The following is a 24,925-nucleotide window of genomic DNA, read 5'->3' on the forward strand; positions in this document are numbered from 1 at the left end:
CGGCGAATCACGACAGGAGATGTCCGGCTTCCGCGGGACTCTCGTGGGGACACACGGGCGAAGGCGGCCCGTGAACGCCACGAGCACGGAGGTCGGACATGGCAGGGCCGTTGGACGGCAGGGTCGCGCTGGTCGCGGGCGCGACCCGCGGAGCGGGCCGGGGCATCGCGGTGGAACTCGGCGCGGCCGGTGCCACCGTGTACGTCACCGGACGCAGCACGCGCGAGCGACGTTCGGAGTACGACCGCCCCGAGACGATCGAGGACACGGCGGACCTGGTCACCGCGGCCGGAGGCGTCGGCATCGCGGTGCGCACCGACCATCTGGTCCCCGCCGAGGTCGAGGCCCTGGTCGCCCGCATCGCGGACGAACAGGGCCGCCTCGACCTCCTCGTCAATGACATCTGGGGCGGCGAGAAGGACTTCGAGTGGGACACCCCGCTCTGGGACACCGACCTCGACCAGGGCCTCGCGCTGCTGCGCCGGGCCGTCGAGACGCACGCGATCACCAGCCATCACGCACTGCCCCTGCTGCTGCGCACCCCCGGCGGCCTCGTCGTCGAGATGACCGACGGCACCGCCGAGTACAACCACGACACCTACCGCGTCTCCTTCTTCTACGACCTCGCCAAGGCGTCCGTCCTGCGCATGGCGTTCTCCCTGGGCCACGAACTCGGCCCGCGCGGCGCCACCGCGCTCGCGCTCACCCCCGGCTGGCTGCGCTCGGAGATGATGCTCGACACCTTCGACGTGAGCGAGGAGAACTGGCGGGACGCCCTCGAGCGCGTCCCGCACTTCGCCATCTCCGAGACGCCCTCCTACGTCGGCCGTGCCGTGGCCGCGCTGGCCGCCGACCCGGACGTCGCGCGCTGGAACGGCCGGTCCCTCTCCAGCGGGCAACTCGCCCAGGAGTACGGCTTCACCGACCGCGACGGCAGCAGGCCGGATGCCTGGCGCTATCTCGTCGAGGTCCAGGACGCGGGCAGGCCGGCGGATGTGACGGGGTACCGGTGAGCTCAGGTGGGACTCACCGGTTGCAGCGGCCAGCGCGCGGAGTGGCCCGGGGGCAGCGCCAGATCGTCCCGCACGGCCGCGTAGTAGCCCTCGCGTCCGGCGCGCTGCCGCTCCAACAGGGCCTGCCACGCCTGCGGGTCACGCGTCCCCTCGCGCAGGAACTGCTCCATCTCCATCACCCCGACCACCCACGTCCGGGCCCGCTCGACCACCTGCGGACTGCCCAGGAGGATCAGCGCCTCCCCGGACGGATCCCGCGCGACGGTGGCCTCGGCCAGCAGCGGCACGGCCTCCTCCGGGGACAAGGGGTGAGGGTGCGGGTCATTGCCCAGGTATGACGCCACCCGGTAAGTCAGAGTGACGCTCTTCTTCAGCGACCGCGCGTAGTCGGCGTACACCGCGAGCCGCCGTTCCTCCCACCGGGCCGTCCGCTCCCGTTGGAAGCGGGCCCGATCGCCCCGCACGATCGCCAGATACGAGCCGAGGGCACCGATGACCACGCCGATCAGCGCCGGAAGTTGTTGTATGAACGCGGACATGAGCGCACGGTATCCGTCATGAGGCGATTCGAGGGATACGGAGTTCTGATCACGGGCGCGGCCCGCGGCATCGGCGCGGCCACCGCCCGTCGGCTGGCCGAGGAGGGCGCTCAGGTGCTCGTCACGGACGTGGATCCGGCCGAGGCGGCGAAGACGGCCGCCTCGATCCGTGAACTGGGGGCGCGCGCCGAGGAGTTGGTGTGTGACGTGGGGGACAGGGCGATGGTGGAGGCGGCCGTCGCGCACGCCGTGGACTCCTTCGGCTCGCTCGACGTCCTGGTCAACAACGCGTACGGGTGCTCTCCCGACGCCCCGCTCTTCGAGGACGAGCCGGACGAGGTGTGGGACCGCGACCTCGACCTCACCCTGACCGGCGCGTACCGCTGCTGCCGCGCGGCCCTCCCGCACCTGGTGGCCTCGGGCCGGGGCGCCATCGTCAACATCGGCTCGGTGAACGGCCTCCAGGACTTCGGCAACCATGCCTACAGCGCGGCCAAGGCGGGCCTCATGTCCCTCACGCGCACCCTTGCCGGGCACGCGGCACCCCGTGGGGTACGGGTCAACCTGGTCGCGCCGGGCACGGTCCGCACCCCGGCGTGGGAGGGCCGCGACGACGATCTCGCCCAGGCGTCGGGGATCTATCCGCTCGGACGGGTCGGTGAGCCGGACGACATCGCGGCCGCCGTCGCCTTCCTCGCCTCCCGGGACGCGGCGTGGATCACCGGGACCACGCTGTGCGTGGACGGAGGCCTCACCGCGGTCAACACGGGTTTCCGGAGCGCGGTGAGGCCGTGAGGGCGGCCGACCGCAGGACGGAGAACACCCTCTCGGTGTCGGCCTTGGTCGTACGCCAGTTGCTGAAGGCGGCCCGCAGCCCCTGAGTCCCCGCGTACACGGTCGGCGTCACGTAGGCCTCGCCCGAGGCCGCGACCGCCGCCGCCAGCGCGTGCACCCGCTCCCGCGTGGGCTCGTCCGCGAGGGTGAAGCAGACGACGTTGAGCCGGACGGGCGCCAGGAGCCGCAACTCCGGTACGTCCGTGATGTGTTCGCCCAGCAACCGGGCGAGCGCGATGTTCCGCTCGACGATCTCGCGATGCCCCTCGCGTCCGTACGCCATCAGGGAGAACCACGCCGGGAGCGCCCGCAACCGGCGCGAGTTCTCCGGCGTGAGGTGCAGGAAGTCGGGGTCGCCGGCCGGCAGGCCCAGGTACGGGGACTCGTTGTGGAAGACCCGGACCTGGAGGTCCTGGCGGCGCGTGAACTGCACGGCAGCGTCGTAGGGGACGTTGAGCCACTTGTGCAGGTCGACACAGACGGAGTCGGCCGCGTCGAGCCCGTCGACGAGATGCGCGTACGACGGTGACAGCGCGGCGAAGCCGCCGAACGCCGCGTCCACGTGCAACCAGAAGTCATACCGCTCCTTGAGCGCGGCGATGGCCCGCAGATCGTCGAAGTCGACGGTGTTCACGGTTCCGGCGTTCGCCACGACGACCGCCGGACGCCCGTCGAGCCCGTCGAGGGCGGCGGCCAGGCGTTCGACGTCGACGGCCTCGCGGTTCCCGGACAGCACCGGCACCGTACGCAGCCGGTCCCGGCCGATGCCCAGCACGGACAGCGCCTTGGTGACGCTGGAGTGCGGGGAGCCGGACAGCACGTCGACCGGTCCGAGCGCGGCGGCACCTTCTCGTGACACGGACACGCCCAGCCGCTCGCCCAGCCACTCCCGCGCGATCGCCAGACCGACCGTGTTCGAGACGGTCGCGCCGGTCACGAACGCCCCGCTGTGCGCCTCGCCCAGTCCGAACAGCTCGCGCAGCCAGCCCACCGTCTCCCGCTCCAGCGCGCTCGCCGACGACCCGTCGCCGCCGGACACGTTCTGGTCGTACGCGCCGGTCAGCCAGTCCCCGGTGAGCGAGGCGGGCGTCGCGCCGCCGGTGACGAAACCGAGGTAGCGCGGGCCCGCGGAGCCGGAGAACCCGGGCGCCCAGCGCTCGGTGAACCGGCTCAGCGCGCCCTGCGCGCCGCGCCCTTCGGCCGGCAGCGGCTCGGGGTCGGGCACCTTGCCGGGGTCGGCGACAGGACGCCCGTCGAGTCCGCCCACCTCCCCGGCGGCGAAGTCACGGGCGGACTGCAGGAGCTCGGGAAGCCGGGAGAGATCGTCGGCGAGTGTGCGATGCATGGCGGCAGCCTAGGTCGGGCGGCGCACCCGGAGCCTGGTCCAATTCGGGGTAAGTGGACTGCCCCCAATGTCACCGTTTCGTCGCAGACCGGACAGCCGTACAACGCCTGTGCCCCGACGCGGGTCTAGCAGGCGGACAACGAGGGAAACACCGGTGAACACGCAGACAGAAGGGCCTGACATGGGGCACATACGCAGACGGGGAGCCGTCGCTCTGGGCATCGCCGGACTGGTCGCGCCGCTGACGCTCGCGCTGGGCACGGCGCCCGCGCAGGCCGCGAGCTGTACGACACAGACCGGCCCGTACCAGAAGCAGGTGGAGAAGTTCCTTGGCCGACCGGTCGACGGCCGGCAGTCCACCGCCGACTGCAAGGCGATCCAGGCCTTCCAGACCAAGCACGGCATCACCCCGAACGCGGGCTACGCCGGGTCCGTCACCTGGGGCGTGATGGACCTGATGAACAAGCAGAAGGCCGTCGGCAACAAGCCCAACAAGGACGGCAAGTGCCCCGTCAACAAGGGCCGCATCGCCTGCGTCAACCTGACCCTCCAGCTCAGCTGGATCCAGGACGGCAGCAGGCTCGTCTACGGTCCGGTGCCGGTCCGCACGGGACGCGACGGCTATGAGACCCGCACCGGTCTGAAGAAGATCTACTGGCGGGACATCGACCACGTCTCGACCATCTACAACGTGCCCATGCCCTACAGCCAGTTCTTCGACGGCGGCCAGGCCTTCCACTCGGTCGGCCTGAGCATGTGGAACCCGCCCGGCTCACACGGTTGTGTCAACATGACCACGACCACCGCCAAGAAGTACTGGTCGCTGCTGAAGAACGGCGACGACGTCTTCGTCTACGGCCGCAAGCCGGGCACCTGACGGCACCCGGCCGCGCCCGGGGACGTCATCACGCCTCGGGCGCGTCCCCGAAGTCCGGGATCTCCAGCCTGACCCCACCCTGCCGCGCTGACTCGTGCGCGACGATGCCCGGCAGGGTGTAGCGGGCCGCGACCCACGCGTTCACCGACGGCAGCGTCCGGGTGTTGACCGCGGTCACGAAGTCGTCCACCAGGAAGTGGTGGCTGCCCTCGTGACCGTTGTGCAGGTGCTCGAACTCCCGGGGGAGCCGCGCCCGGTCGTGCACGGGCGCCGACCCCGACGTGAACGCGGCCCGCAGCGCCGGCGCGATGTGCTGGAGCGAGGGATCGTCCGGCGCCAGCGTCGGCTTGGGCTCGAGGAGCTCCGTGATGTCCCGCACCCCCTTCTTGTCCTGCCAGAAGCTCACCGTCGCGAGCTGTTCCATGCTGGCGTCGGTCCCGAAGAACCGGAAACGCGACTCCCGGATGTGCGAGGGATAGCCGACCCGCCGGAACTCGTTCGTACGGAACGAGCCGCCGCCCGCCACCTCGAACAGCGCGGTCGCGTTGGAGAAGTCATTGCCGAACTGGCTGACCTCCTTGTCGAACACCCCGTCCCCGCGCTCGTCGCGCACCCCGATCGCCGACACGCTCACCGCGTGCGTCCGCCAGGCGCCGAGCACCCCGCCCACCGAGTGCGTCGGGTACAGGAGCGGGGGATAGCTGGCGGTCGCCTTCCAGTTCTCGCCGCCGCTGTACCGGTAGGCCTCGTAGAACCCGAGATCCATGTCATGGACGTAGTCGCCCTCGGCGTAGAACAGCCGCCCGAAGGCGCCCTCGGCGATCTGGTTGCGGGCGTGCACCGTCGCCGGGTTGTACTGGCTGGTCTCGCCCATCATGTACGTCAGTCCGGTCGCCCGTACCGCGTCGATGATCGCCGCGATCTCGTCCCGGGTGATGGCCATCGGCACCGCGGAGTACACATGCTTGCCCGCCCGGAGCCCCTGGAGCACCAGCGGCCCATGGGTCCAGCGCTGGGTGAAGATCGCGACGGCGTCCACCGCCTTCGACTCCAGCATCGCCTCGTACGAGGGGAAGGTGCCCGACAGCCCTTCGGCGGCCGCCAGTTCGTCCGCCCGCTCGGGGAGCAGATCGGTGACGTGGACATCGCCGACGCCGGGGTGGGCGAGAAACAGCTTCGCGAACTGGCCGGAGAACTGGCCGGCGCCGACGATGCCGAGAGAGAACGTCATCTGAGCAACATCCTTCACTGGTGGAGACTTCACGGGTCGGGCTCGTCCTGGCCCCATTTACTTTTGATGCGGAACAATCAAGGCGTCAAGGGCCCTGCGTGCATCTCTTCCTGCAGGCTGCAGGGCCATAGAATGACGCCATTACTTCTGAGGCAGAATAAAACCTTGCGGGAGTCCGACCCTCATGACCACACATGCCGCCGCCAGCTGGCTGCCACTGAGTCCGGGTGAGCGCGCGGTGGCGATCGAGGTGCTTGTGTGCGGACCGCTGTCGCGCAGCGAGATCGCCCGCCGCCTGAACCTGTCGGTGGGCAGTCTCACCCGGCTGACCAAACCGCTGATCGAGTCCGGGCTGCTGATCGAGGCCGCCGAGTCGGGGGAGGGGGAGGGCGCGGAGGTACGGCAGGGGCGTCCCTCACGGCCGCTGGACGTCGTGGCCGAGTCCCGCTCCTTCATCGGATTCAAGATCACCGAGGACATGGTCTACGGCGTCGTCACCACGTTGCGCAGCGACATCGTGGCGCGTCATGACCGCCCGCTCGTCACCCACGACCCGGCCGAAGTCGCCGACCTGTTGGCGGAGATGGCCGACGGGTTCGCCCGCGCCTTTCCCGGGCCGGCCGGAATCGGCATCGGAGTCGGCGGCCGTGTCGAGAAACGATCGGTCGTCGCCGAGTCGGCCTTCCTCGGCTGGACGGACGTCCCGCTGGCCGAACTCGTGGGACTGCGCACCGGGTTGCCCGTGGTCGTCGAGAACGACGTCGCCGCCCTCGTGGAGGCCGAGAGCTGGTTCGGCGCCGGCCGCGGACTCGACCGCTTCGCGGTCCTCACCATCGGCGCCGGAATCGGCTACGGCCTCGTTCTCGGCGGCAGCCGGGTCGCCTGCGCGGAGGACGGGCGGGGCGCGGCCCGCCGCTGGCTCGTGAACCCGTACGGCCCCCTCACTCCCGAAGGGGAACGCGGCAGCGCCATCTCCCTCCTGGGCATCCCCAGCATCCGCTACCAGGTCCGCGCCGCCACCGGCGAGGACCTGACGTACGAGGAGATCCTCGCCCGTGCCGCGGCGGGTGACCCCCTGCCGGCCCGCGTCCTCGACGAGGCGGCCCGCGCCCTGGGCACCCTCGTGGCGCAGATCGCCAACTTCGCCATGCCGCAGAAGATCCTGCTCGCCGGAGAGGGGGTCGGCCTCGTCGACGTGGCGGGCCCGGTCGTGGAGGAGACGATCCTCACACACCGCCACCCACAGGCCGATCCGGTCAATCTGGAGACGAAGGTCTCCGACTTCCACGACTGGGCGCGCGGGGCCGCGGTGCTGGCCATCCAGGTGCTGGTGCTCGGTGCGGGGGAGGGACGGTGAGCAGGTGCGAAGGGTGATCCCACGTCGGACGAGTGATCAGGTTCACGGTCCGTAATGTCGCGAGGTGCACCTTTACTCACATCGCCTTCACGCCAAGGCCCGTATGCTTCACACCATGTCCACCACTCCTGGAACCGACTCCGTGCGGTCCGCCGCCGATGTCAACGAGGAGATCCGGGCCCTCTGGTTCCGGGCAGGTGGGACGCTGAGCATGGAGGAGCGCCGGGAGTACCAGCGGCTCGTGCTGGAGTGGGCGGAAGCCGCCCCCCAGTCGCCCACACAGGCGGCCTGATCTCGCTCGGCCGCCCCGCGAGCCCGTGACGAACGGGGCCTGACTCCTCTCCGAGTCTCGGCCCCGTTCCCCGTCCGCCGCTGCGGCCTCAGCCCCAACTCTGCGAGTACTGCCGCCGATAGCGGTTGCGGTCCTGTTCCGTACGGATGTAACGCGTGGCGACCAGCGCGATGATGCTGCCGGCGATGACCAGCAGCCCCGGGCCGATGTTCTGCGGGTCCGTGAGGCGGGCCAGGAGCGACTCGGAGGTGCCCCCCACTGCCTGGACCGAGCCCGGTGCGGCGGATCCCGGCACGGCCGCCGTGCCCTGCGAGGCCGCGGGCGCGGAGGAGGACTGGGCGGTGGAGCCCGCCGCGCCCTGGGCCGCGGCCCCCGGTCCGGTCAGTTTCACCCCAAGTGCCGTGAGGGCCTTGGTGATCGGCTGGAAGAACGTCGTACCGCCCGCGGTGCAGTCCCCGTTGCCCCCCGAGGTCACACCGAGCGCGATGCCCTCGGAGAACAACGGCCCGCCGCTGTCGCCCGGTTCGGCGCACACATTGGTCTCGATCAGACCGGTCACGGTGCCCTCGGGGTAGTTGACCGTCGCGTTGAGAGCCTTCACCTGACCGTCGTGGAGTCCACTGGTACTGCCGCTGCGGAAGACCCGCTGGCCGACCGTCGCATCGGCGGTGCCGATGATCTGGACGCCCTTGCCGCCGCCGATCGAGACGACGTTGTTCCCGGTGTCGTTCTCACCGTTGTTGTACTGGATGAGGGAGAAGTCACTGCCGGGGAACGCCGTGGTGATCGTCTGACCCAGCTGCTTGGTGCCCTGGTTGTCGCCGAACCAGACGGAGCCGGCCGGCCCGCAGTGCCCGGCCGTCAGGATGAACTCGTTGCGCCCGTTGGTCACGTTGTAGCCCGCCGAACAGCGCCCGCCGGTCGAGAACATCGGCAGGGCGGCGTTGAGCCGCGTGGTGAACGTGCCCTCGGTCCGCTCCATGCGGACCGAACTGCCCATGCTCTCGGCGAGCTTCTTCATCCGGGACCAGTCGGCGGCGGAGACGGTGCGATCGGCCCGCACCACCACCTCGTTGTTGACATAGTCCATGGCCCAGGCGGTGCCCGCGACCCGTGGCGCCGCCTTGAGCGCCTTCGTCACGGACTTGAGGTCCTCCATGCTGTGGCTCACGACCTTGGGGCGTGCGCCTGCGTTCTTCACCTCGGCCGCCGCGGCCGAGTCGGTCACCGCGACCACGGGGCGCCCGTCGGCGGCGATCCAACTGCCCGCCGTACGCGAGGCGCCCAGGGTCGACACCAGACCCGCGCCCTTGCCCGCGGCGGCCAGAGTGGCGCTCTGCGGGGCACGTGACGCGGCGGACGGCTCGCTCGCCATGGCGTGCGTCACCATCAACCCTCCGCAGAGGACCCCGCCGACGGCCGCGAGCCGCGCCCCCCGTCGGACGATCCGTCGTCGTGCGTGCCTCATGCATGGGCTCCCGAAGCCGTACGGTGCGGCGTCGACGCCGCCGGGGCTCCGGTCGTGAGCCCTCCTTCCATACGCGCGCCCGTGCCCTCGCGTTCACCCTCGGCCGTTCTCCGGTTCAGGGATTGCCGACCGCTCCGCCGAACACGACCACTTCCGCCGGTTCGTCCCCTTTGTTCGGCACCGCCGGGCCGGTGATTCGAGGCCTGCCATGATGGGCGCATGCGCGTGCTGATGCCGGTCCCCGACCGCGACTTCGACGTCACCGAGGTGGCCGTTCCCTGGCGGATCCTCACCGATGCGGGGCACGAGGTCGTGCTCGCCACCGAGCACGCGGGCACCCGGCCGGCGGCGGACCCACGGCTGCTGACAGGGGTGCTCTTCGGACAACTGGGCGCCGCCGAGGAGCCCCGGCGTTTCTACGAGCAGCTGACCGGGTCACCGGAGTTCACCAGCACCGTCTCCTGGGCCGAGGCCGACGTCGTGGAGTACGACGGCCTGCTGCTGCCCGGCGGACACGCGCCCGGCATGCGGCAGTACCTCGGCTCCACGGCACTGCACCAGCAGATCGCCCGCTTCTGGGCCCTCGAACGGCCTGTCGGCGCGATCTGCCACGGCGTCCTGGTGCTCGCGCGCGCCCGAGACCTCACCACCGGCCGGGGTGTCCTGGCCGACCGACGCACGACCTGCCTGCCCAAGTACATGGAACGCACGGCCTACTTCACCACCGCCTGGCGCCTGGGCCGCTACTACCGCACCTATGCGGCGTACGTCGAGGACGAGGTCAGGGCAGCCCTCTCCGACCCGGACACGCAGTTCGTACGCGGCCCCCGCACCCTCACCCGGCGCGGCACCGCCACCGACGACACGGACGCGTTCGTCGTCGAGGACGGCCGCTACCTCTCGGCCCGCTGGCCCGGTGACGCCTACCTCTTCGCCCGCCGCTACCTCGCTCTGCTGGGTGGCACGGCCGAGTGATGCCTAACGGCTCAGTCGGGCGGCGACCTCCTGCGGACTCAGGTACCTGTCGGTGTGCTCGAATTCCCGCAGGGTCCCCTTGCGGTCGGCGAGGAAGCCGGTGCGCACGAAGTCGTCGCCCGCGACCGCGTTGAGGAACCAGTTGACGCCCGTACGGAACCGGGCCGTGCCCGTGCGCAGCGCGTACAGGTGGTATCCACGGGCCACGACCTGCGCGGGCACGCCCCTGAGACCGATACCGAGCGGCTTGGACACCGCGTCGTGGCCGCCGAGGTCGACGACCAGACCGAGGTCCTTGTGCTTGTACGGCGTCATGGGCTGCCCCCGCAGCAGCGCCGCCAGGTTCTTCGCCGCGTGCCGGCCCTGCCGGGCGGCGTGCTGGGCGGTCGGCGGGCAGTACGAACCGTCGGCCCTGGCCAGGTCGGGTACGGCGGCCGCGTCGCCCAGGGCGAAGACCCCGTCCAGGCCCGGCACCTTGAAATTCGGCTCGACGAGGACCCGGCCGCGTACGGTCTCCGCGCCCAGCGAGTCGACCAGCGGACTCGCCGCGACACCGGCCGTCCACACCAGCGTCCGCGACGGCAGGACCCGGCCGTCCGTGAGAGTGATCTTGCCTTCCGTGACCGAGGCGACGGTCGTCTCGAGGGAGATATGCAGTCCGCGCTTGCTCAGCAGACGCATCGCACTCGCCCCGAGCTTGTCACCGAGCTCCGGGAGCAGCTTGGGAGCGACGTCCACCAGGTGCCACTTGATGAGCGCGGGATCGAGGCGCGGGTGATAGCGCTTCGACGCGGCGGTGGTCAGGCGCTGCAGACAGGCCGCGGTCTCGGCGCCCGCGTAACCGCCGCCGACCACCACGAACTGCAGTCGCGCCGCCCGCTCGTCCTCGTCCGAGGTGGCCGCCGCCAGGTCGAGTTGCGCGATCACGTGGTCGCGCAGATACACGGCCTGGGCGAGCGTCTTCATCCCGCGCGCCTCGTCGAGGAGGCCGGGGATGTCGAAGGTGCGGGTCACGCTGCCCGGGGTGAGCAGCAAGTAGTCGTACGACAGGTCGACGAACTCTCCTGTGATCTTGCGTACGACGCACCTCTTGGACGCGGGATCCACGCCGACCACCCCGCCCGGCAGAAACGTCGTGCGGCGCAGGATCCGGCGCAGCGAGGGGGCCACGGACTGCGGGGTGACGACACCGGCGGCGACGTGCGGCAGCAGAGGCAGGTAGAGCTGGTAGTCGGTGGGGCTGACCAGGGTGATCCGGGCGTCACCCGGCTGAAGCGCGTGCTCGAGCCCGCGTGCGCATTCGACACCGGCGAACCCGCCGCCGACGATCACGATGTTCGGTGCATCCATCCGAGCTGCCTCCTTCGTGGGCCGATATTGCGGCCCGCCGCCGGTGGCACCCAGGGTCACACGGGATGACCCTGGGTGCCACCTCACGCAGGAGGGGGCGGCCACGAGATCTTCTACCGATCAGTAACTTCGTCTTCCCTTTTCGTACATCCTTAGGCACGATCATCTGTCCAGCGGCGAAGGTCGAGGCACCTCGCCGCTCCGACGTGAAAAGGGGACGGGCATGACAGGACGCGGTGTGGGGCGCCGGATCGGCGCGGTCTCGGCGGTCGTGGCGCTGGGCATCGGGGGGACGGTCACCGCTGCGGGGACCGCCGCCGCGGCTCCGGCCCAGACGGCGGTGACCGCGACGGTGACGACGGCCCCGGTCGACTACGCCACCTGGCAGAACGACGTCAAGGCGGTCATCGACCAGGCACGGCCCTACGTCGAGCAGCGCACCGCGAACGCCGCCGGGCAGAAGCTGGCCCTCATCTTCGACATCGACAACACCACGCTGGAGACGGACTTCCACCCCTGGTACGAACTGCCGACCCCGGCGGTCAAGCCCTCGCTCGACCTCGCCCGCTACGCGCGCTCCCGCGGTGTCGACATCTTCTTCATCAGCGCGCGCCCGGGCATCATCTCGTCCTTGACGCAGTGGAACCTGACGACCGTCGGCTACCCGGTCTCCGGTCTCTACACGCGCGACCTGCCCGATCTGTTCGACGAGGTCAGCGCCTACAAGACCAGCAAGCGCGCGGAGATCGAGTCGCTCGGCTACACGATCATCGCCAACGTCGGCAACAACGACTCCGACCTCGTCGGCGGCCACGCCGAGCGCACCTTCAAGCTGCCGGACTACGACGGCCAGCTGTCCTGAACGGGCGCCCTGGACTCCCGGCCGTGACTGCCTAGACTCCCCGCATGGACGAGACGACGCTGGACACGCTCGGTTCGGGCAAGTTCCTGCTGATCACGAGCTATCGCAAGAACGGTACGGGAGTGGCGACGCCCGTGTGGGTGGTCCGGGACGGTGCGGCGCTCGGCGCCTGGACCAGCGCGGACTCCTGGAAGGTGAAGCGGATCCGCAACCGGGCCGACGTCCTGGTGGGCCCGTGCGACGCGCGGGGCAAGCCGACCGGCGAGCCGGTCCCGGCCACGGCGGAGATCCTCGACCAGGCCGGCTCCGCGCGCTACCGACAGCTGATCGCCGGCAAGTACGGCATCCTCGGCCGCCTCACCCTCTTCGGCAGCCGTCTGCGGCGCGGCGAGAGCGGCACGGTCGGGATTCGGATCTCCCTCACCACGTGATCGTGCGGCCGCGTCCTGTGTGACCGCGCGATCACGTGGTGAGCGGCGCCGGGCCCGGCCGGAACGAGAGAGGCCCCCGCGGCCGACGCGAGGGCCGGGCGGCCCGGTACTCCGGGCACGCACGTCCTCCTCATGAGCGATCCCCTTGGTGCACGTGGTGCACGTGGTGCACGTGGTGCACGTGGTGCACGTGGTGCACACGCGCGTGCGCGGTGCACGCACATGACCAGTGACAGGCGCGCGCTCACGCCCCTCGGGTGACCGATCCGGTCCTCAGGGGGTTTCGTAGCCGGTCCAGGCGTGGAGTTTGTCCGGGTTGAGGACCATCCACAGGTCGCTGATCAGCCCGTCGTGGATGTCCAGGGCGAGGACGGCGATGGTGGTGCCGGCGATGCGGACGGTGATGCCGGGGGCGCCGTTGACGTCCTCCTCGACGAGCTCGAACTCGGATGCGTTGCGCATGAGGCCGAGGACGAGGCGGGCGACCTTGTCCCGGCCGATGACCGGGCGCAGGGCCGCGCGGACCTTGCCGCCTCCGTCGCTGCGCGACTCGACATCGGGGTCGAGCAGGGTGACGAGGGTGTCGAGGTCGCCGCTCTCGCAGGCCTGGCGGAACGCGGTGACGATCTGCCGGTGTTCCGGTGCGGTGCTGCCGCCGGGGCGCTGGTCGGCGATGCGCCGGCGGGCGGAGGAGGCGAGTTGACAGCAGGCGGCCGGGGTGCGGCCCACGGTGTCGGCGATCTCGGTGAAGGGCATGCCGAAGACGTCGTGGAGGACGAAGGCGACGCGTTCCGCCGGAGTGAACGACTCCAGGACCACCAGCATCCCCATGCTGACCGACTCGTCGAGGGTGATCCGGTCGGCCGGATCGCCGCCGCCCTCGTCGGCGCCGGTGCTGGTCCACGTGGCACTGTGCCGGATGGGCTCGGGCAGCCATTCACCGGTGTAGCGCTCGCGGCGGACGCGTGCCGAGGCGAGGTGGTCGAGGCAGATCCGGGAGGCGACCCGGGTCAGCCACGCCAGCGGCGCGTCGATCCCCTGCTGCCCCTCCTCGGACAGGCTGTACCAGCGGGCGTAGGTCTCCTGGACCACGTCCTCGGCGTCCTGCACGGAACCGAGCATGCGGTAGCCGAGGTTGAGCAGCCGACGGCGCTCGGTCAGGAGGGAGCCGAGGGTAGGGTCGTGGGCCGGTTCCGGGGTCGTGGACACGGGTCCGTCATCCTCCCTGGACGGCGTGCTTGCCGGAGTGCTGGGTGACGAGCTGGGTGAGCCATTCGTCGAAGGTCTGGCTGCCGCGGGGACCGGGGCCGGTGGGGAGCAGGCCGTCGCCGGTCATGGCGGTGCCGGTGGCGCCGGGCATCTTCACGGGCAGCAGCAGCCGGTGCTGGTGCCGGGCCCGCAGCAGCCGGCCCGTCATGTCGACGAGCTGTTCGACACGCGGTCCGGCGAGTTCGGGTGCCATGCCCTGCGCGGGGGCCTGGGCCAGTTGTACGAGGTGCTGGGCGACCTCGCGGGCGGCGACGGGCTGGCTCCGCATCCGGGGCACCACCGCGAGGGGTCCCGGGACGCGGTCGAGGGTCTGCTGGGCGAACTCGTGGAACTGGGTGGCTCGCAGCACCGTCCACGGCGTCCGCCCGCTCTTGAGTACGTTCTCATGGCGCAGTTTTCCCTGGTAGTAGCCGAGGCCGACCCGGTCGATGCCGACGATCGACAGCAGGACGTGGTGGCGGACCCCGGCCTGTTCACCGGCGTCCAGGAGGGTGTGGGCGACCCGGTCGAAGAACGCGATGGCCTTCTTGCCGCTCGTGGTGGTCACGTTGCTGACGTCGATGACCGCTTCCGCGCCTGCCAGGGCCGCGTCGAGTCCGGTGCCGGTCACGAGGTCCACTCCCGTGGAGCGGGCCAGCACCACCGGGTGGTGCCCGGCCGCGGTCAGTTCCTCGACCACGTACCGTCCCACGAGTCCGGTCCCGCCTGCCACCGCCAGCCGCATGCCGGGCCTCCCCTTTGCGCTCACGTCGCTGTTGTCACCCTGGGCACTGCCGTTGCCGCTGTTGTCGTTGTACGTCATCGTGTGTGGTCCCGTCGTGCGGGGAGGGCCGGTACCAGCAGCAGGGCCGCCAGCAGGATGAGTGCGGCCAGGAAGACGACGTTGAGGGTCTGGTCGCGTGTGTTGTACATGTCGAGGTGCTGGACGTGGTAGCTGAAGTGCAGCACGTTGAAGACCAGCCACACCGCACCCGTCGTCTGCACCAGCCGGGTGTTGTCCACGGAACGCAGGGTGATGACCGTCAGGACGGCCAGGGCCAGGAACATGGCCCCGGCGTCCTTGGCGAGGTGTTCGTTGTAGGGGCCCAGCTGGGGCAGCCAGCTCAGTCCCAGGCCGGGGAAGTTCGCGTACCAGCTCGTGGGGGAGCAGTAGGCCCAGAGGCCTGTGTACAGTCCGGTCACGGCCAGGAGGCCGAGAGCGGCGTACCGGATTTTCGAGTTCATGCCCCTATGACGAGACAGCCCCCTCGAATGTGAGGCGGGCTGCCCCGACCGTGTGAAGTCGGGCGACGGCCATCGTGTGGAAGCCATGGCGGTCAGCGGCCCAGGACCCAGGCGATCCGAACGCCGGGTGAGCGGTCCGGCGCGGGAGTCGACCGGATGTGTTCTGCGCGGGGCGTTGACTAGAAAGCGCTTACCCCTTACGTTTCCCGTTCAGCAGCGTGACCCGCGCCTGACATGTCATATGCGAGACGTCAGATCTCCGAGCCGCATCACCTGGGAATGTACGCACTCCCTGGAGCTGATGATTCTTGGTGTGAGTGTCACGAACGCCTCGCGCTGTTCGCCATCGTGCACATCGTTCGCGTACATGACCTACGCACTCTCGAAAGGACGCACCCGCATGCGTACTCGCCCCCCACCGACACGCACTCGCAGACCGGCCCTGGTCGCGGCCAGCGCGGCCGCCCTGGCCGTCACCGCCGCCCTCGTCCTCCCGTCGTCCGCCTCGGCCGCCGACACCTCGCCGGTCGGCTTCGGTGCCGGGACCACCGGTGGCGGGGTCGCCACCGCCGTCACCGTCTCGACCCTCGACGCCTTCAAGGCGGCCGTCACGGGCGACACCGCCAAGGTGGTGCGCGTGAACGGCCTGATCACGCTCAGCGGCCAGGTCGACATCGGCTCCAACACCGCCGTTCTCGGCGTGGGTTCGTCGTCCGGCTTCACCGGCGGCGGACTGCGGCTGAAGAAGGTGACCAACGTCGTCGTCCGCAACCTGAACATCAGCAAGCCGCTCAAGCCGGCCGACGGCATCACCGTGCAGGCGTCGACGAAGGTGTGGATCGACCACAACTCCTTCTCGTCCGACCGTGATCACGGAAAGGACTACTACGACGGTCTGCTCGACATCAATCACGGCTCCGACTACGTCACCGTGTCCTGGAACACCTTCAAGGACCACTACAAGGGCTCGCTCGTCGGACACAGCGACAACAACGCGAGCGAGGACACCGGCCATCTGCGGGTGACGTACCACCACAACTGGTTCAACGACGTCAACTCCCGCATCCCCAGCCTGCGCTTCGGCACCGGCCACTTCTACGACAACTACGTCGTCGGGGCCGACACCGCCGTGCACTCCCGCATGGGCGCCCAGATGCTCGTCGAGAACAACGTCTTCCGCACCACGACGGTCGCCGTCACGACCAACCGCGACAGCGACGTCGACGGATACGCCAACCTGAGTGGCAACGACCTCGGCGGAGCCGCCACCGAGATCTCGCAGGTGGGCACCTTCACCACCCCTCCCTACGGCTACACCGCCGAGCCCGCCTCGAGTGTCGTCGCCTCGGTGACGTCCGGCGCGGGCGCCGGAAAGCTCTGATCGCCCCCACGCTCAGAAGGAGGAATCGGGACATGACCTCATCAGCACGCCCGCGCGCCCGTCGGCGCGCCCTCACGGGCTCCCTGGCCGCGCTCGGCCTGTCGGCTGTCATGATCATGGCGGACGGCGGCCTGTCTCCGGCGAGTGCCGCCACCTGGCCCACCGCGAACGGCAGCCAGGCGGTCTCCGCCACCATCTCGGTCTCCGGTACCAAGGACTACGGGATGAAGCGGCTCTACGGCACCGGTGACCTGGGCTCCGACAGTCAGGACGAGGACCAGGGACCGATCCTGGAGCTGGCCGCCGGCACCGTTCTGAAGAACGTCATCATCGGCGCCCCCGCCGCGGACGGCATCCACTGCCTGGGCAGCTGCACGCTGCAGAACGTGTGGTGGGAGGACGTCGGGGAGGACGCGGCGACATTCCTGGGGTCCTCGTCGTCCAACGTCTACACCGTCTCGGGCGGCGGCGCGAAGGAAGCCAGCGACAAGGTGTTCCAGTTCAACGGTGCCGGAACGCTGAACGTCTCGAACTTCGCGGTGCAGACCTTCGGTACGTTCGTCCGCTCGTGCGGCAACTGCAAGACGCAGTACAAGCGGGCGATCAACCTCAACGGGATCGAGGCCACCTACAAGGGAAGCAAGCTTGTCGGCATCAACACCAACTACGGCGACAGCGCGACCCTGAAGGCCATCAGGATCGTCGGGGATTCCAGCAAGAAGATCATCCCCTGCCAGAAGTACATCGGCAACAACACGGGGGCCGAGCCGACCACGAACGGGACCGGCCCCGACAGTACGTACTGCAAGTACGCGACGTCCGACATCACGTACGGCTGAGGATTCTCTCCCGGCGGCTGGACGAACTGGCGGCGCGCACCGGTTCGTTCAGCCGTCCCATGTCAACTCCAGCCTCGATAGGGGCCGTCGACGAGCTGGAACACCGGCTGGCTGCGCACCGGATCCTGCGCGGTGGAGAGTTGGACCCGGTCGCCGCTGTGGACGTCGGCGGGCGCGCCCATCACCCGGCCGCGGACGGTGAATCCCTCCGCCATCTCGACGAGGGAGACGTTCCGCGCCGCCGGCGTGTTGCGGTGGACGACGGTGGCATGGCGCACGACACCGGCCCCCGCGCTCGCCTCCGTCCGCAGGTCACTGCCCGCGCAGACCGGGCAGAGAAGGCGGTGGTGCATCGCCGTCCCGCACCAGCGGCACCGCTGGAAGAGAAGGGCGTCCGATGTTGACGTCCCGTTCGGCGTGGAGTCGGTACCGAGTACGTCCGTCGAGGGTCCGATGCCCGGGTGAAGGGCGATTCCTGGGTGGTACACGATGTCATCTCCCTGCGCTCGGCCGGAGTCTGGGGTGCCCGGATCACCGCGCACGAGCCACAGGTTATGGCACTGAGTGCCACTCGTAAAGGCACTCGGTACCCTCAAAATGGGAAGCGGGCGGGACGAGGTGTCTCAGTCCAGGCCGAGGGTGGACTCGATCTCCTGTACGACGCGCCACATCGGTGCCCCGCGTCGGGAGATCACGATCACCACGTCCTCCCGTTCCTCGGCCGGCGCGTCGCCGTTCCCGGGGGAGCGGCCGAACGAGCCCTGCACGTATCCCAGCGCGTGGTCCACGGCGGTGTCCGGATCGCTCTGTCCGTCCGAACGCAGCCAGGAGCGCAGGGCGTTGTTGTGCGCGGCGACCACTGCCGCCGCGACCACGTCGGCCTGCAGGGTGCCGTCGGGCCGGCCGGCGAAACGGCCGCGCAGATACTCCGCGAGAGCGCGCTCGTAACGCCAGACGACCGACAACTCGTACGCGCGCAGGCCGGGGACCTTCTTGGTGAGGCGGTAGCGCTGCACGGAGAAGGTCGGGTTCTCCGCGTACATGCGCAGGACCAGCCGGGCGGCGTCGCACACCTTTCGCACCGGCTCCTCCTCGCCGGTGCCGTCGCCCAGGAACGCCGTCATGTCGGCCAGGCAGCGCTCGTGGTCCGGGAAGACCACGTCCTCCTTGGACGGGAAGTAGCGGAAGAAGGACCGCCGGCCGACCCCGGCGAGCGCCACGATGTCGTCGACCGTGGTCTGTTCGTACCCGCGCTCCAGGAACAGCTGGAAGGCCGCCGCGACGAGGGCGTCCCGCATGGGCGGCTTCGCCGTCGTCGTGTCGGCGGTGTCACTGCGCCGGGGTCCCTCACTCATGGACGGAACCTAGCATCGCGCATCGAGGATGGCACTCAGTGCGCATGATCGAGGGAACTGAGTGCCCCCGGTGAAGGCGCTGGTCGCCGATCCTGCCGCGCGCGGCTGAGGGCCGGCCGGCCGCCGTCCGGTCGCCGCGGAATAACTGATTCCTCGTGTGTCGGAAATGTGATGGTGCGTGAACTCGTCGTGTTTTCAGCGAAGTTGACAGCCTCTGCGCGGTGATCGACTATGTGGTCGAGCTGTGGCCCATGTGACCAGTGGGCCCAGTGTTTCTTCGACCACTCATCCCCGGTGCGGCCCCCGGCTGCTGTGCGCTGCCCTGTCGCCGACGACCGGGTCTTGGATTCATCAAGATGGGATCTGCATGTCCATAGCGAGACGTGTCACCCTTCGTTGCTTGCTGGGGACGGGTGTGGCGGCCCTCGCCCTCTCCGCGGCCACCACCAGCGCCTGGGCCACGGGTACCCCCGGTGGCGACGGCTGGGACAGCGGCAAGGGCGCCTACAAGCCCGGTCAGGGCGCTGGTACGGTGACCGCGGCGGATCGCTGCGAGTTCTCCGTGGACGGGACGAACTTCTACGACTCGGTCCGCGTCGACGACCAGAACCTGAAGCCCACCGAGGACGGCAAGGTGCACATCAAGGTGCGCGCGGCGGGCGACGCCGGGTCCTGCACCGCCTCGCTCGCGGCGTACCGCACCCACGGAGCCACCTTCAAGACCTCCGGTGAGCAGGTCTTCCACGACTTCGACAGCGTCAAGGTCAAGCCGGGCGAGACCGACTCCCTCGACATCGCGGTGCCCGACGCCGGCTGCTACGCGCAGATCGACCTCTACCGTGGCGCTGTGAAGTTCGACGGCAAGTTCGACGCCAACGACGGCTTCGAGCACGGCGACCTGCCCAAGGGTCCGGACCGCGCGGTCATCAAGGACAAGCTGATCATGGCGTGGAACGGCGGCAAGAACGACTGCACGGCGCAGCCGCCGAGCACGCCGGAGACGACTCCGCCGGCCTCGACTCCGCCCGCCGCCACGCCGCCCGCGGAGACTCCGGGCAGCCCGACCCCGACGACGCCCGACAAGCCGTCGACCCCGGAGACGACGCCGGCCACCCCGTCGGCCTCCGACTCGACCACGCCGCCGGCTCCCTCGCCCAACGGCGGCCAGTCGACCCCGCCCGGCGACCTCGCGGAGACGGGCGGTGGCAACGCCCTGCCGATCGCCGCCGGTGCCGCGGCCCTTCTCGTGGCCGGCGGAGCGATCACCGTGGTCTCCCGGCGCCGACGTTCGACGCGCATCAGCTCCTGACGTCTGACATCTGGCGTCTGACATCTGAAATCTGTCATTTGTCATCTGTCGTCTGACGGCTGGAGTCATCGGATTTCGATGATGCTTCGACGGGCCCCGTCACTCACCGAGTACGTGAGTGACGGGGCCCGTTGTGTGATTCAGATTGATGTCCTGTCACAGGTCGGTGGCCCGTTCGTGGCGGGGCTCGTACAAGCCCACCTCGCCGCCACCAGGCAGACGGAACCTGGTCAGCCGCCCCCAGCGCGCATCGGTGACCGGCTGCGTGAACTCCACTCCCTTCGCGGCCAGGCTTTCCACGGTCGCGTCGACGTCGTCGCACATCAGATAGAGCTCCTGCGTCTCCGGGCCGTCCGTGGGATGCACGGCGATCTCGGTCGGCGGAAGTTTGAAGATCAGCCAGCCACCTCCCACGTCGACATGCGGATACTCCAGAACGTCCCTGAAGAAGACCCGGTCCGCTTCCGCGTCACGGCTGTAGATGATGACGTGGCCACCATTGATCATGCGGTCCAGGGTAGGTCCTGACACGGACAGCGCGGCGCTGCGCCGTCACACCGAGTGTTGCGGTTCGTTACCGGTCGACCGGCACCGCGGGGCGAGCAGGAACACCGGTGCGCGCAGCCTGGTCCTCGCGCACCTAGGAAAACTCCGGGCCTTACAACCACCGATCATCTGGCCAGACTGGACGGGCAAAAGGCCGAGGACACCACCCCGTACATTCTCCGAAACAGCGCAGGAACACCCCTTGGATCAGGTCCACCGACTGATCGAGCCCGGCCCGGTAATCCTGGTGACCACACAGCACCGTGGCATCCCGAACGTGATGACCAACGGGTTCAACATGATGATCCGCCACGCCCCGCCGCTGATCGGCTGCACCATCGGACCGTGGGACCACAGCTACACCGCGCTGCGGGATACCGGGGAATGCGTGATCTCCATCCCCGGCAGCGAACTTGCCGAGACCACGGTCGGCATCGGCAACTGCTCGGGCCAGGACGTGGACAAGTTCCAGGAGTTCGACCTGACCCCGCTGGCCGCACAGCAGGTCGAAGCACCGCTGACCGCCGAGTGTTTCGCGAACATCGAATGCAAGGTCGCCGACACCACCCTGGTCGGCGCGTACAACCTGAGCGTCGCCACTCCGTTCGTCGCCTTCCTGCCCGCCGAAGCCCTGCACGTCTCGGGCGTCCTGGCCGTGGTCACCTGCGCACTGGTCACCAGCCGCGTAGGACCCGGACTCATCCGTTCCGACGCCCGTTTGGAGGCCACCGCCTTCTGGGAAGGCACCGCGTTCCTGCTTAACGGTGCACTGTTCGTCCTGGTCGGCATCCAGACGCCCGCCGCCGTCCGCGCGCTGGCCTCCATCTTGCTGCTTCAGGCGACCATGATTGCTGCCGCGGTCAGCGCGACCGTCATCGCCGCCCGCGTCGCATGGTTCTACACGGTCCCCTACCTGATCCGCCTGGTGGACCGCCGCAGGCAGCAACGTCAACGCCGCATCGGCGCACGACAGTGACTGCCACTGGCGTGGGCCGGGATGCGCGGAGCGATCTCCCTCGCCGCAGCACTGTCGATCCCCGCGACAACGGCCGATGGACAACCCCTGGCGCAGCGCGACGCGGTCATCTTCATCACCGTGGTGGTCATCACCGTCACCCTCGCCGTACTCGGCCCGGCCCTCCCAGCAGTCGTGCGCGGCGCGCGATTCACCGAAGACGCCGACGAGGCAGCGGAGGAGGCACTCGCCGTACGTCAACTGGCGCACACCGCGCTGGTAGAGCTGCCGGCCCTGGCCGACCGGTTCCCCGTGCCCGAGGCGATCATGGCCCACATCGCCAAGGACCTGCGCAAACAGGCCGCACCCGCTTCGGACCGAACCCACGACCAAGCACTGTGCCGCGAGCGTCAGATCAGCACCATATATGTGCTCGAGGCCGCGCTCCTCGACGTCAAGCGCGCCGCACTGAACGACCTGCGCAACCAAGCCCTGATCGATGACAACGTGGTGCGCCGGGTACAACGCCATCTGGACACCGAGGAGCAACGCCTGAGCATGAGGATGTCCTTGCTCCGGTCGTCCGCCCACGAAGTCGGCGAGCGGGGAGATGACGTAGACCAAGGCGGCCCCCCGCCCCTTGAAGGCACATGCGGATGAACGCAAGTACGCGGCTGGGCGGATGTCATCCGGCAGCCCCGTGTGTGCGGCCGTGACGAAGTGACTCCTGGTCGGCTCAGAAGAGCCGGAACCGATGTCGGGGAGGCTTCGGTATCGGTTGGGCCAGGGCTTCCAGCAGGACATCGGCCGGGGCTTGTGGGAAGGGCATCTCGGTTGCCTGGTAGAGGGTATGGGCCCGTTCGAGTGTGGTGAGCAGGTTCCGGTGGCGCTGTGCGGCACCGTAGAGGCGGGCGAGCCGGAGGGCGGCGACGGCTTCGCCGACCTGGTCCGGCAGCAGGTGCCGGTGGATGGAGACGGCTGATTCGGCGAGAGAGATTGCCTCGTCGAGGTTCTTTTCCTCCGCACGGAGCAAGGCCCGCACCGTCAACGCCCGGCCCAGGGCACGGTGATCGGAGTGCGACTCGGATCGCAGGCGTGCCTGTTGGACGAGGCCGGTGGCCGTCCGGCGGTCGCCGTCGTGCAGGGCCATCTCGGCCCGGCCGAGGAAGGCCCAGGTGCGAGCGCGGTGGTCGCCTACTTCTTCCATGATCAGCTCGGCGTCCGCGTAGTGGGCGCGGGCTTGTGCCCAGAGCGGATCGTCCGTAGGGCGGGCGGGGAGCTGCCCGGGCCATGGGCCGTCGTACCAGCGGCGGGGCAGGGGGCAGCCGCGCGTGATGCTCTCGGCCTCGGTATCGGCTCGGGTGCGCAGCACCCAAGCCACTCCACGGGGCTCGTCGTTCGCGGTGAACAGAGCCGCGGCTCGGTCGAGTTTGCCGAGCGCCGACGCGTACTCGCCGCGGTGGCGGCCGATGACGGCCTGTTCACGCAGGGTCCAGGCCAGCCCGCGCTCCAGGGGGAGGGAGCGGAAGATGTCCTCGGCGGTGGCCAGGCCGTCGGCACTCTCCCTCAGCCGGCCCTGCTGACGCCGCAGGATGGCCAAGTTGCCCAGGGCGTCGCTCAGTCCGTAGTCGTCGCCCAGGTCGCGGAAGAGGCCGATCGCTTCGGTGAAGCAGCTTTCGGCCCCTTGAAGATCGGTTCCCCCGTCGCGCAGGGCCTCTCCCATGTTGCGGAGCAAGGCGGCTCGTGCTCCGCCGTCCGCCAGTCGACCGGCCGCGTCCAGAGCGAGCAGATGGGCCTGCCGGCTTTCCTGCCAGCGCCACTGGTGTTCCAGGGAGACACTCATGGCGTCCGTGATCTCCCAGCACAGGTCCCACCAGCCGGCCGCGTGAGCATGTTTCACTGCCGCCAGCAGGACACCGCGCTCAACGTCGAACCACCTGATCGCATCTGTGGCAGTGTCTGGCAGCGCACCCGACGGCGGCGGATACCGGGTCGCGCCGTTGCGCCCGGTATGCCGCCGCCCGGCGGGGCGCAGAGCGGCGTCGGCCGTGTCCGCGGCGGCCAGATAAGCCCCCAAGAGGCGTTGAACGGCAGCGTCGGCCTCGGCCTGCGGCCGCTGGGTGGACAACTCCCGTGAGAACAGGCGGGCGAGGTCGTGCAGGACGATCCGCTCGCTCCCCGCCTCGGGCTGGTGGGCCTCTACGAGGTGGATGAGCAGGAGCCGGTCGAGGCAGGCGGCGGCAGTGGCGGAATCGACGCCCAGCAGTGGTGCCAGGGCCCATGCGGGCAGACTGGGTGTCTCCAGCGCGGACAGCAGGCGAAACGCCTGCTGTTGTTGAGCGGAACATGCCTGGTAACTGGTCTGGAACACCGAGCGCACGGTGGCGTCGCCGAAACTCATCACATCCAAGCGACCACGCTCGTCGGTGAGATCGCGGGTGAGTCGGCTGACCGGACGGGTGGGGAACGCCGCCAGGCGAGCTCCTGCGACGCGGAGCGCGAGCGGAAGGCCTCCGCACAGCCGGATGACCTCCCGGCCGGCATCGGCTTCGGCAGCGATCCGTTCCGTCCCGCAGATCCGGCCCAGCAGGTCCCAGGCCTCTTGCTCGGTGAGGGCCGCCAGCAGGGTGCGTTGCGTGACAGCGAGCACTGCCAGGGGCGTACGGCTGGTGATCAGCGTGGCGCACTGCCCGGTTCCTGGCAGCAGTGGCCGAACCTGCTCTTCGTCCGCGGCATTGTCCAGCAGGAGCAGAACGCGCCGTGCGGCCAACTCGGAACGGAACAAGCCGGTTCGTCCCTCAGGAGTGTCCGGGATCGCCTCCGGGGACACGCCCAGGGATCGCAGAAAGGTGCTCAGCACCTCGTCAGGTGCTGCCGGGACCGGATCGGCTCCGCGGAGGTCGGCGAAGAGCTGACCATCGGGGAATACCGCCGCCAGACGATGGGCGACCTGCAACGCCGTGACCGTTTTGCCGATCCCGCCCGGACCGTGTATCAGACAGACCCTGCTCCCCGAGGGTGAACTCAGCTCCGCTTCCAGCAGGTGCCGCTCCCTGTCACGACCGGTGAAATCCCCTGGCACGGGAGGAAGTTGACGGGGCACGGGGAGTTGGGCGGCGGGAGACAGAAAGCCGCCGTTCAGCACGGCGGCCCTGGCCGGCACAACGAGGGCCTCGAGTTCCCCTGCGGCGCGGGGGTCCGCGTGAAGTGCTTCCGCCAGCTGCTGCCGGACCAGCCCGCGGGCTACCGGGGACACGCCAAGCTGTTCGACAGCTGACTCGGCGCCGTGCCCGTGCAGCCGTGTGACCATCCAAGCCCGCAGCCTGCCCAGATGTTCCGCTGCCGCCTGCTCCGTACCCTTTGCTGCCCGGTCGGCCAGACCAGCGGCAATCTTCTTCGCGTACAGCACGGTCAGCGACACGGCCGCCGCGATCAGCTCTTCCAGCGTCATGCACCGCCTCCGATGGATGGGA

Annotated in this window: 25 protein-coding genes; 13 read left to right on the top strand and 12 right to left on the bottom strand. The window is 69.6% G+C overall.

Annotated elements, in window-relative coordinates:
- Positions 1 to 98 precede the first annotated feature (98 nt).
- Positions 99 to 1,013, top strand: a complete 915-nt coding sequence (locus OG819_RS31955) for an SDR family oxidoreductase (RefSeq protein WP_266652026.1) — start codon at positions 99 to 101, stop codon at positions 1,011 to 1,013.
- Positions 1,014 to 1,015: 2 nt separating this feature from the next.
- On the opposite strand, the gene OG819_RS31960 is transcribed toward OG819_RS31955, so the two are convergent.
- Positions 1,016 to 1,552: a hypothetical protein gene (locus OG819_RS31960; protein ID WP_266652028.1), complete on the bottom strand. Its 537-nt coding sequence runs from the start codon at positions 1,550 to 1,552 to the stop codon at positions 1,016 to 1,018.
- 18 nt (positions 1,553 to 1,570) lie between these two features.
- Here OG819_RS31960 and OG819_RS31965 point away from each other — a divergent pair, with 18 nt between their 5' ends.
- A complete protein-coding gene (locus OG819_RS31965; RefSeq protein WP_266652030.1) occupies positions 1,571 to 2,347 on the top strand; it encodes an SDR family NAD(P)-dependent oxidoreductase in 777 nt (258 codons plus the stop codon).
- Here OG819_RS31965 and OG819_RS31970 read toward each other — a convergent pair.
- Complete coding sequence (locus OG819_RS31970) at positions 2,313 to 3,731, bottom strand: pyridoxal-dependent decarboxylase (RefSeq protein WP_266652032.1); 1,419 nt, start codon at positions 3,729 to 3,731, stop codon at positions 2,313 to 2,315. The genes OG819_RS31965 and OG819_RS31970 overlap by 35 nt on opposite strands.
- A 181-nt stretch (positions 3,732 to 3,912) precedes the next feature.
- Here OG819_RS31970 and OG819_RS31975 point away from each other — a divergent pair, with 181 nt between their 5' ends.
- The gene (locus OG819_RS31975; RefSeq protein WP_266422125.1) at positions 3,913 to 4,608 is read left to right on the top strand and encodes a L,D-transpeptidase; all 696 of its coding nucleotides are present in this window, start codon (positions 3,913 to 3,915) and stop codon (positions 4,606 to 4,608) included.
- A 28-nt stretch (positions 4,609 to 4,636) separates the two neighbouring features.
- On the opposite strand, the gene OG819_RS31980 is transcribed toward OG819_RS31975, so the two are convergent.
- A complete protein-coding gene (locus tag OG819_RS31980; RefSeq protein ID WP_266621890.1) occupies positions 4,637 to 5,839 on the bottom strand; it encodes a Gfo/Idh/MocA family protein in 1,203 nt (400 codons plus the stop codon).
- Positions 5,840 to 6,023: 184 nt separating this feature from the next.
- Between OG819_RS31980 and OG819_RS31985 the strand changes: the two genes are divergently transcribed.
- Both OG819_RS31985 and OG819_RS31990 read left to right on the top strand, forming a co-directional pair.
- Positions 6,024 to 7,196 carry an ROK family transcriptional regulator gene (locus OG819_RS31985; RefSeq protein ID WP_266652034.1) on the top strand — a complete coding sequence of 391 codons (1,173 nt, stop codon included), beginning with the start codon at positions 6,024 to 6,026 and terminating at the stop codon, positions 7,194 to 7,196.
- A 103-nt stretch (positions 7,197 to 7,299) separates the two neighbouring features.
- A complete protein-coding gene (locus OG819_RS31990) occupies positions 7,300 to 7,488 on the top strand; it encodes a hypothetical protein (RefSeq protein WP_266579732.1) in 189 nt (62 codons plus the stop codon).
- An 88-nt stretch (positions 7,489 to 7,576) separates the two neighbouring features.
- Here the strand turns inward: OG819_RS31990 and OG819_RS31995 are convergent, their stop codons facing one another.
- Positions 7,577 to 8,956, bottom strand: coding sequence for a S1 family peptidase (locus tag OG819_RS31995; protein ID WP_266621886.1), 1,380 nt, complete (start codon positions 8,954 to 8,956; stop codon positions 7,577 to 7,579).
- A 219-nt stretch (positions 8,957 to 9,175) separates the two neighbouring features.
- Here OG819_RS31995 and OG819_RS32000 point away from each other — a divergent pair, with 219 nt between their 5' ends.
- Entirely contained in the window at positions 9,176 to 9,931 is a 756-nt protein-coding gene (locus OG819_RS32000) for a type 1 glutamine amidotransferase domain-containing protein (RefSeq protein WP_266652036.1), read from the top strand.
- Between the two features lie 3 nt (positions 9,932 to 9,934).
- On the opposite strand, the gene OG819_RS32005 is transcribed toward OG819_RS32000, so the two are convergent.
- Entirely contained in the window at positions 9,935 to 11,281 is a 1,347-nt protein-coding gene (locus OG819_RS32005; protein ID WP_266621882.1) for an NAD(P)/FAD-dependent oxidoreductase, read from the bottom strand.
- A 223-nt stretch (positions 11,282 to 11,504) separates the two neighbouring features.
- On the opposite strand from OG819_RS32005, the gene OG819_RS32010 reads away from it, so the two are divergent.
- Positions 11,505 to 12,143 carry an HAD family acid phosphatase gene (locus tag OG819_RS32010; protein ID WP_266652038.1) on the top strand — a complete coding sequence of 213 codons (639 nt, stop codon included), beginning with the start codon at positions 11,505 to 11,507 and terminating at the stop codon, positions 12,141 to 12,143.
- Positions 12,144 to 12,187: 44 nt separating this feature from the next.
- A complete protein-coding gene (locus OG819_RS32015; protein ID WP_266418196.1) occupies positions 12,188 to 12,574 on the top strand; it encodes a PPOX class F420-dependent oxidoreductase in 387 nt (128 codons plus the stop codon).
- Positions 12,575 to 12,847: 273 nt separating this feature from the next.
- On the opposite strand, the gene sigJ is transcribed toward OG819_RS32015, so the two are convergent.
- Genes sigJ through OG819_RS32030 form a run of 3 tightly spaced genes read right to left on the bottom strand, consistent with a single transcriptional unit; the run spans position 12,848 to position 15,067 of the window.
- Positions 12,848 to 13,783 (bottom strand): RNA polymerase sigma factor SigJ, encoded by a 936-nt coding sequence (gene sigJ / locus OG819_RS32020; protein WP_266652040.1) that lies wholly within the window; start codon positions 13,781 to 13,783, stop codon positions 12,848 to 12,850.
- Positions 13,784 to 13,790: 7 nt separating this feature from the next.
- A complete protein-coding gene (locus tag OG819_RS32025) occupies positions 13,791 to 14,645 on the bottom strand; it encodes an NAD(P)H-binding protein (RefSeq protein ID WP_266652045.1) in 855 nt (284 codons plus the stop codon).
- A complete protein-coding gene (locus OG819_RS32030) occupies positions 14,642 to 15,067 on the bottom strand; it encodes a hypothetical protein (protein ID WP_266652047.1) in 426 nt (141 codons plus the stop codon). Before OG819_RS32030 ends, OG819_RS32025 begins: the two co-directional genes overlap by 4 nt.
- 400 nt (positions 15,068 to 15,467) lie before the next feature.
- On the opposite strand from OG819_RS32030, the gene OG819_RS32035 reads away from it, so the two are divergent.
- Both OG819_RS32035 and OG819_RS32040 read left to right on the top strand, forming a co-directional pair.
- Positions 15,468 to 16,448 carry a polysaccharide lyase family 1 protein gene (locus tag OG819_RS32035; RefSeq protein WP_266652049.1) on the top strand — a complete coding sequence of 327 codons (981 nt, stop codon included), beginning with the start codon at positions 15,468 to 15,470 and terminating at the stop codon, positions 16,446 to 16,448.
- A 32-nt stretch (positions 16,449 to 16,480) separates the two neighbouring features.
- Positions 16,481 to 17,287 carry a pectate lyase gene (locus tag OG819_RS32040; protein WP_266652051.1) on the top strand — a complete coding sequence of 269 codons (807 nt, stop codon included), beginning with the start codon at positions 16,481 to 16,483 and terminating at the stop codon, positions 17,285 to 17,287.
- A gap of 62 nt (positions 17,288 to 17,349) precedes the next feature.
- On the opposite strand, the gene OG819_RS32045 is transcribed toward OG819_RS32040, so the two are convergent.
- Entirely contained in the window at positions 17,350 to 17,742 is a 393-nt protein-coding gene (locus OG819_RS32045; protein WP_266652898.1) for an OB-fold domain-containing protein, read from the bottom strand.
- A gap of 168 nt (positions 17,743 to 17,910) precedes the next feature.
- A complete protein-coding gene (locus tag OG819_RS32050; RefSeq protein ID WP_266652900.1) occupies positions 17,911 to 18,585 on the bottom strand; it encodes a TetR family transcriptional regulator in 675 nt (224 codons plus the stop codon).
- Positions 18,586 to 19,009: 424 nt separating this feature from the next.
- On the opposite strand from OG819_RS32050, the gene OG819_RS32055 reads away from it, so the two are divergent.
- Positions 19,010 to 19,951, top strand: a complete 942-nt coding sequence (locus tag OG819_RS32055; protein WP_266652053.1) for an LAETG motif-containing sortase-dependent surface protein — start codon at positions 19,010 to 19,012, stop codon at positions 19,949 to 19,951.
- 156 nt (positions 19,952 to 20,107) lie between these two features.
- Here OG819_RS32055 and OG819_RS32060 read toward each other — a convergent pair whose 3' ends face one another.
- Positions 20,108 to 20,458 carry a VOC family protein gene (locus tag OG819_RS32060; protein WP_266418210.1) on the bottom strand — a complete coding sequence of 117 codons (351 nt, stop codon included), beginning with the start codon at positions 20,456 to 20,458 and terminating at the stop codon, positions 20,108 to 20,110.
- Between the two features lie 241 nt (positions 20,459 to 20,699).
- Between OG819_RS32060 and OG819_RS32065 the strand changes: the two genes are divergently transcribed.
- Both OG819_RS32065 and OG819_RS32070 read left to right on the top strand, forming a co-directional pair.
- A complete protein-coding gene (locus tag OG819_RS32065; RefSeq protein WP_266652055.1) occupies positions 20,700 to 21,473 on the top strand; it encodes a flavin reductase in 774 nt (257 codons plus the stop codon).
- Positions 21,474 to 21,494: 21 nt separating this feature from the next.
- Entirely contained in the window at positions 21,495 to 22,112 is a 618-nt protein-coding gene (locus OG819_RS32070; RefSeq protein WP_266652057.1) for a hypothetical protein, read from the top strand.
- A 76-nt stretch (positions 22,113 to 22,188) separates the two neighbouring features.
- Here the strand turns inward: OG819_RS32070 and OG819_RS32075 are convergent, their stop codons facing one another.
- Entirely contained in the window at positions 22,189 to 24,903 is a 2,715-nt protein-coding gene (locus OG819_RS32075) for a tetratricopeptide repeat protein (protein WP_266652059.1), read from the bottom strand.
- Between the last annotated feature and the right edge of the window lie 22 nt (positions 24,904 to 24,925).

The sequence above is a fragment of the Streptomyces sp. NBC_01549 genome, from assembly GCF_026339955.1.
Taxonomy (GTDB): Bacteria; Actinomycetota; Actinomycetes; order Streptomycetales; family Streptomycetaceae; genus Streptomyces.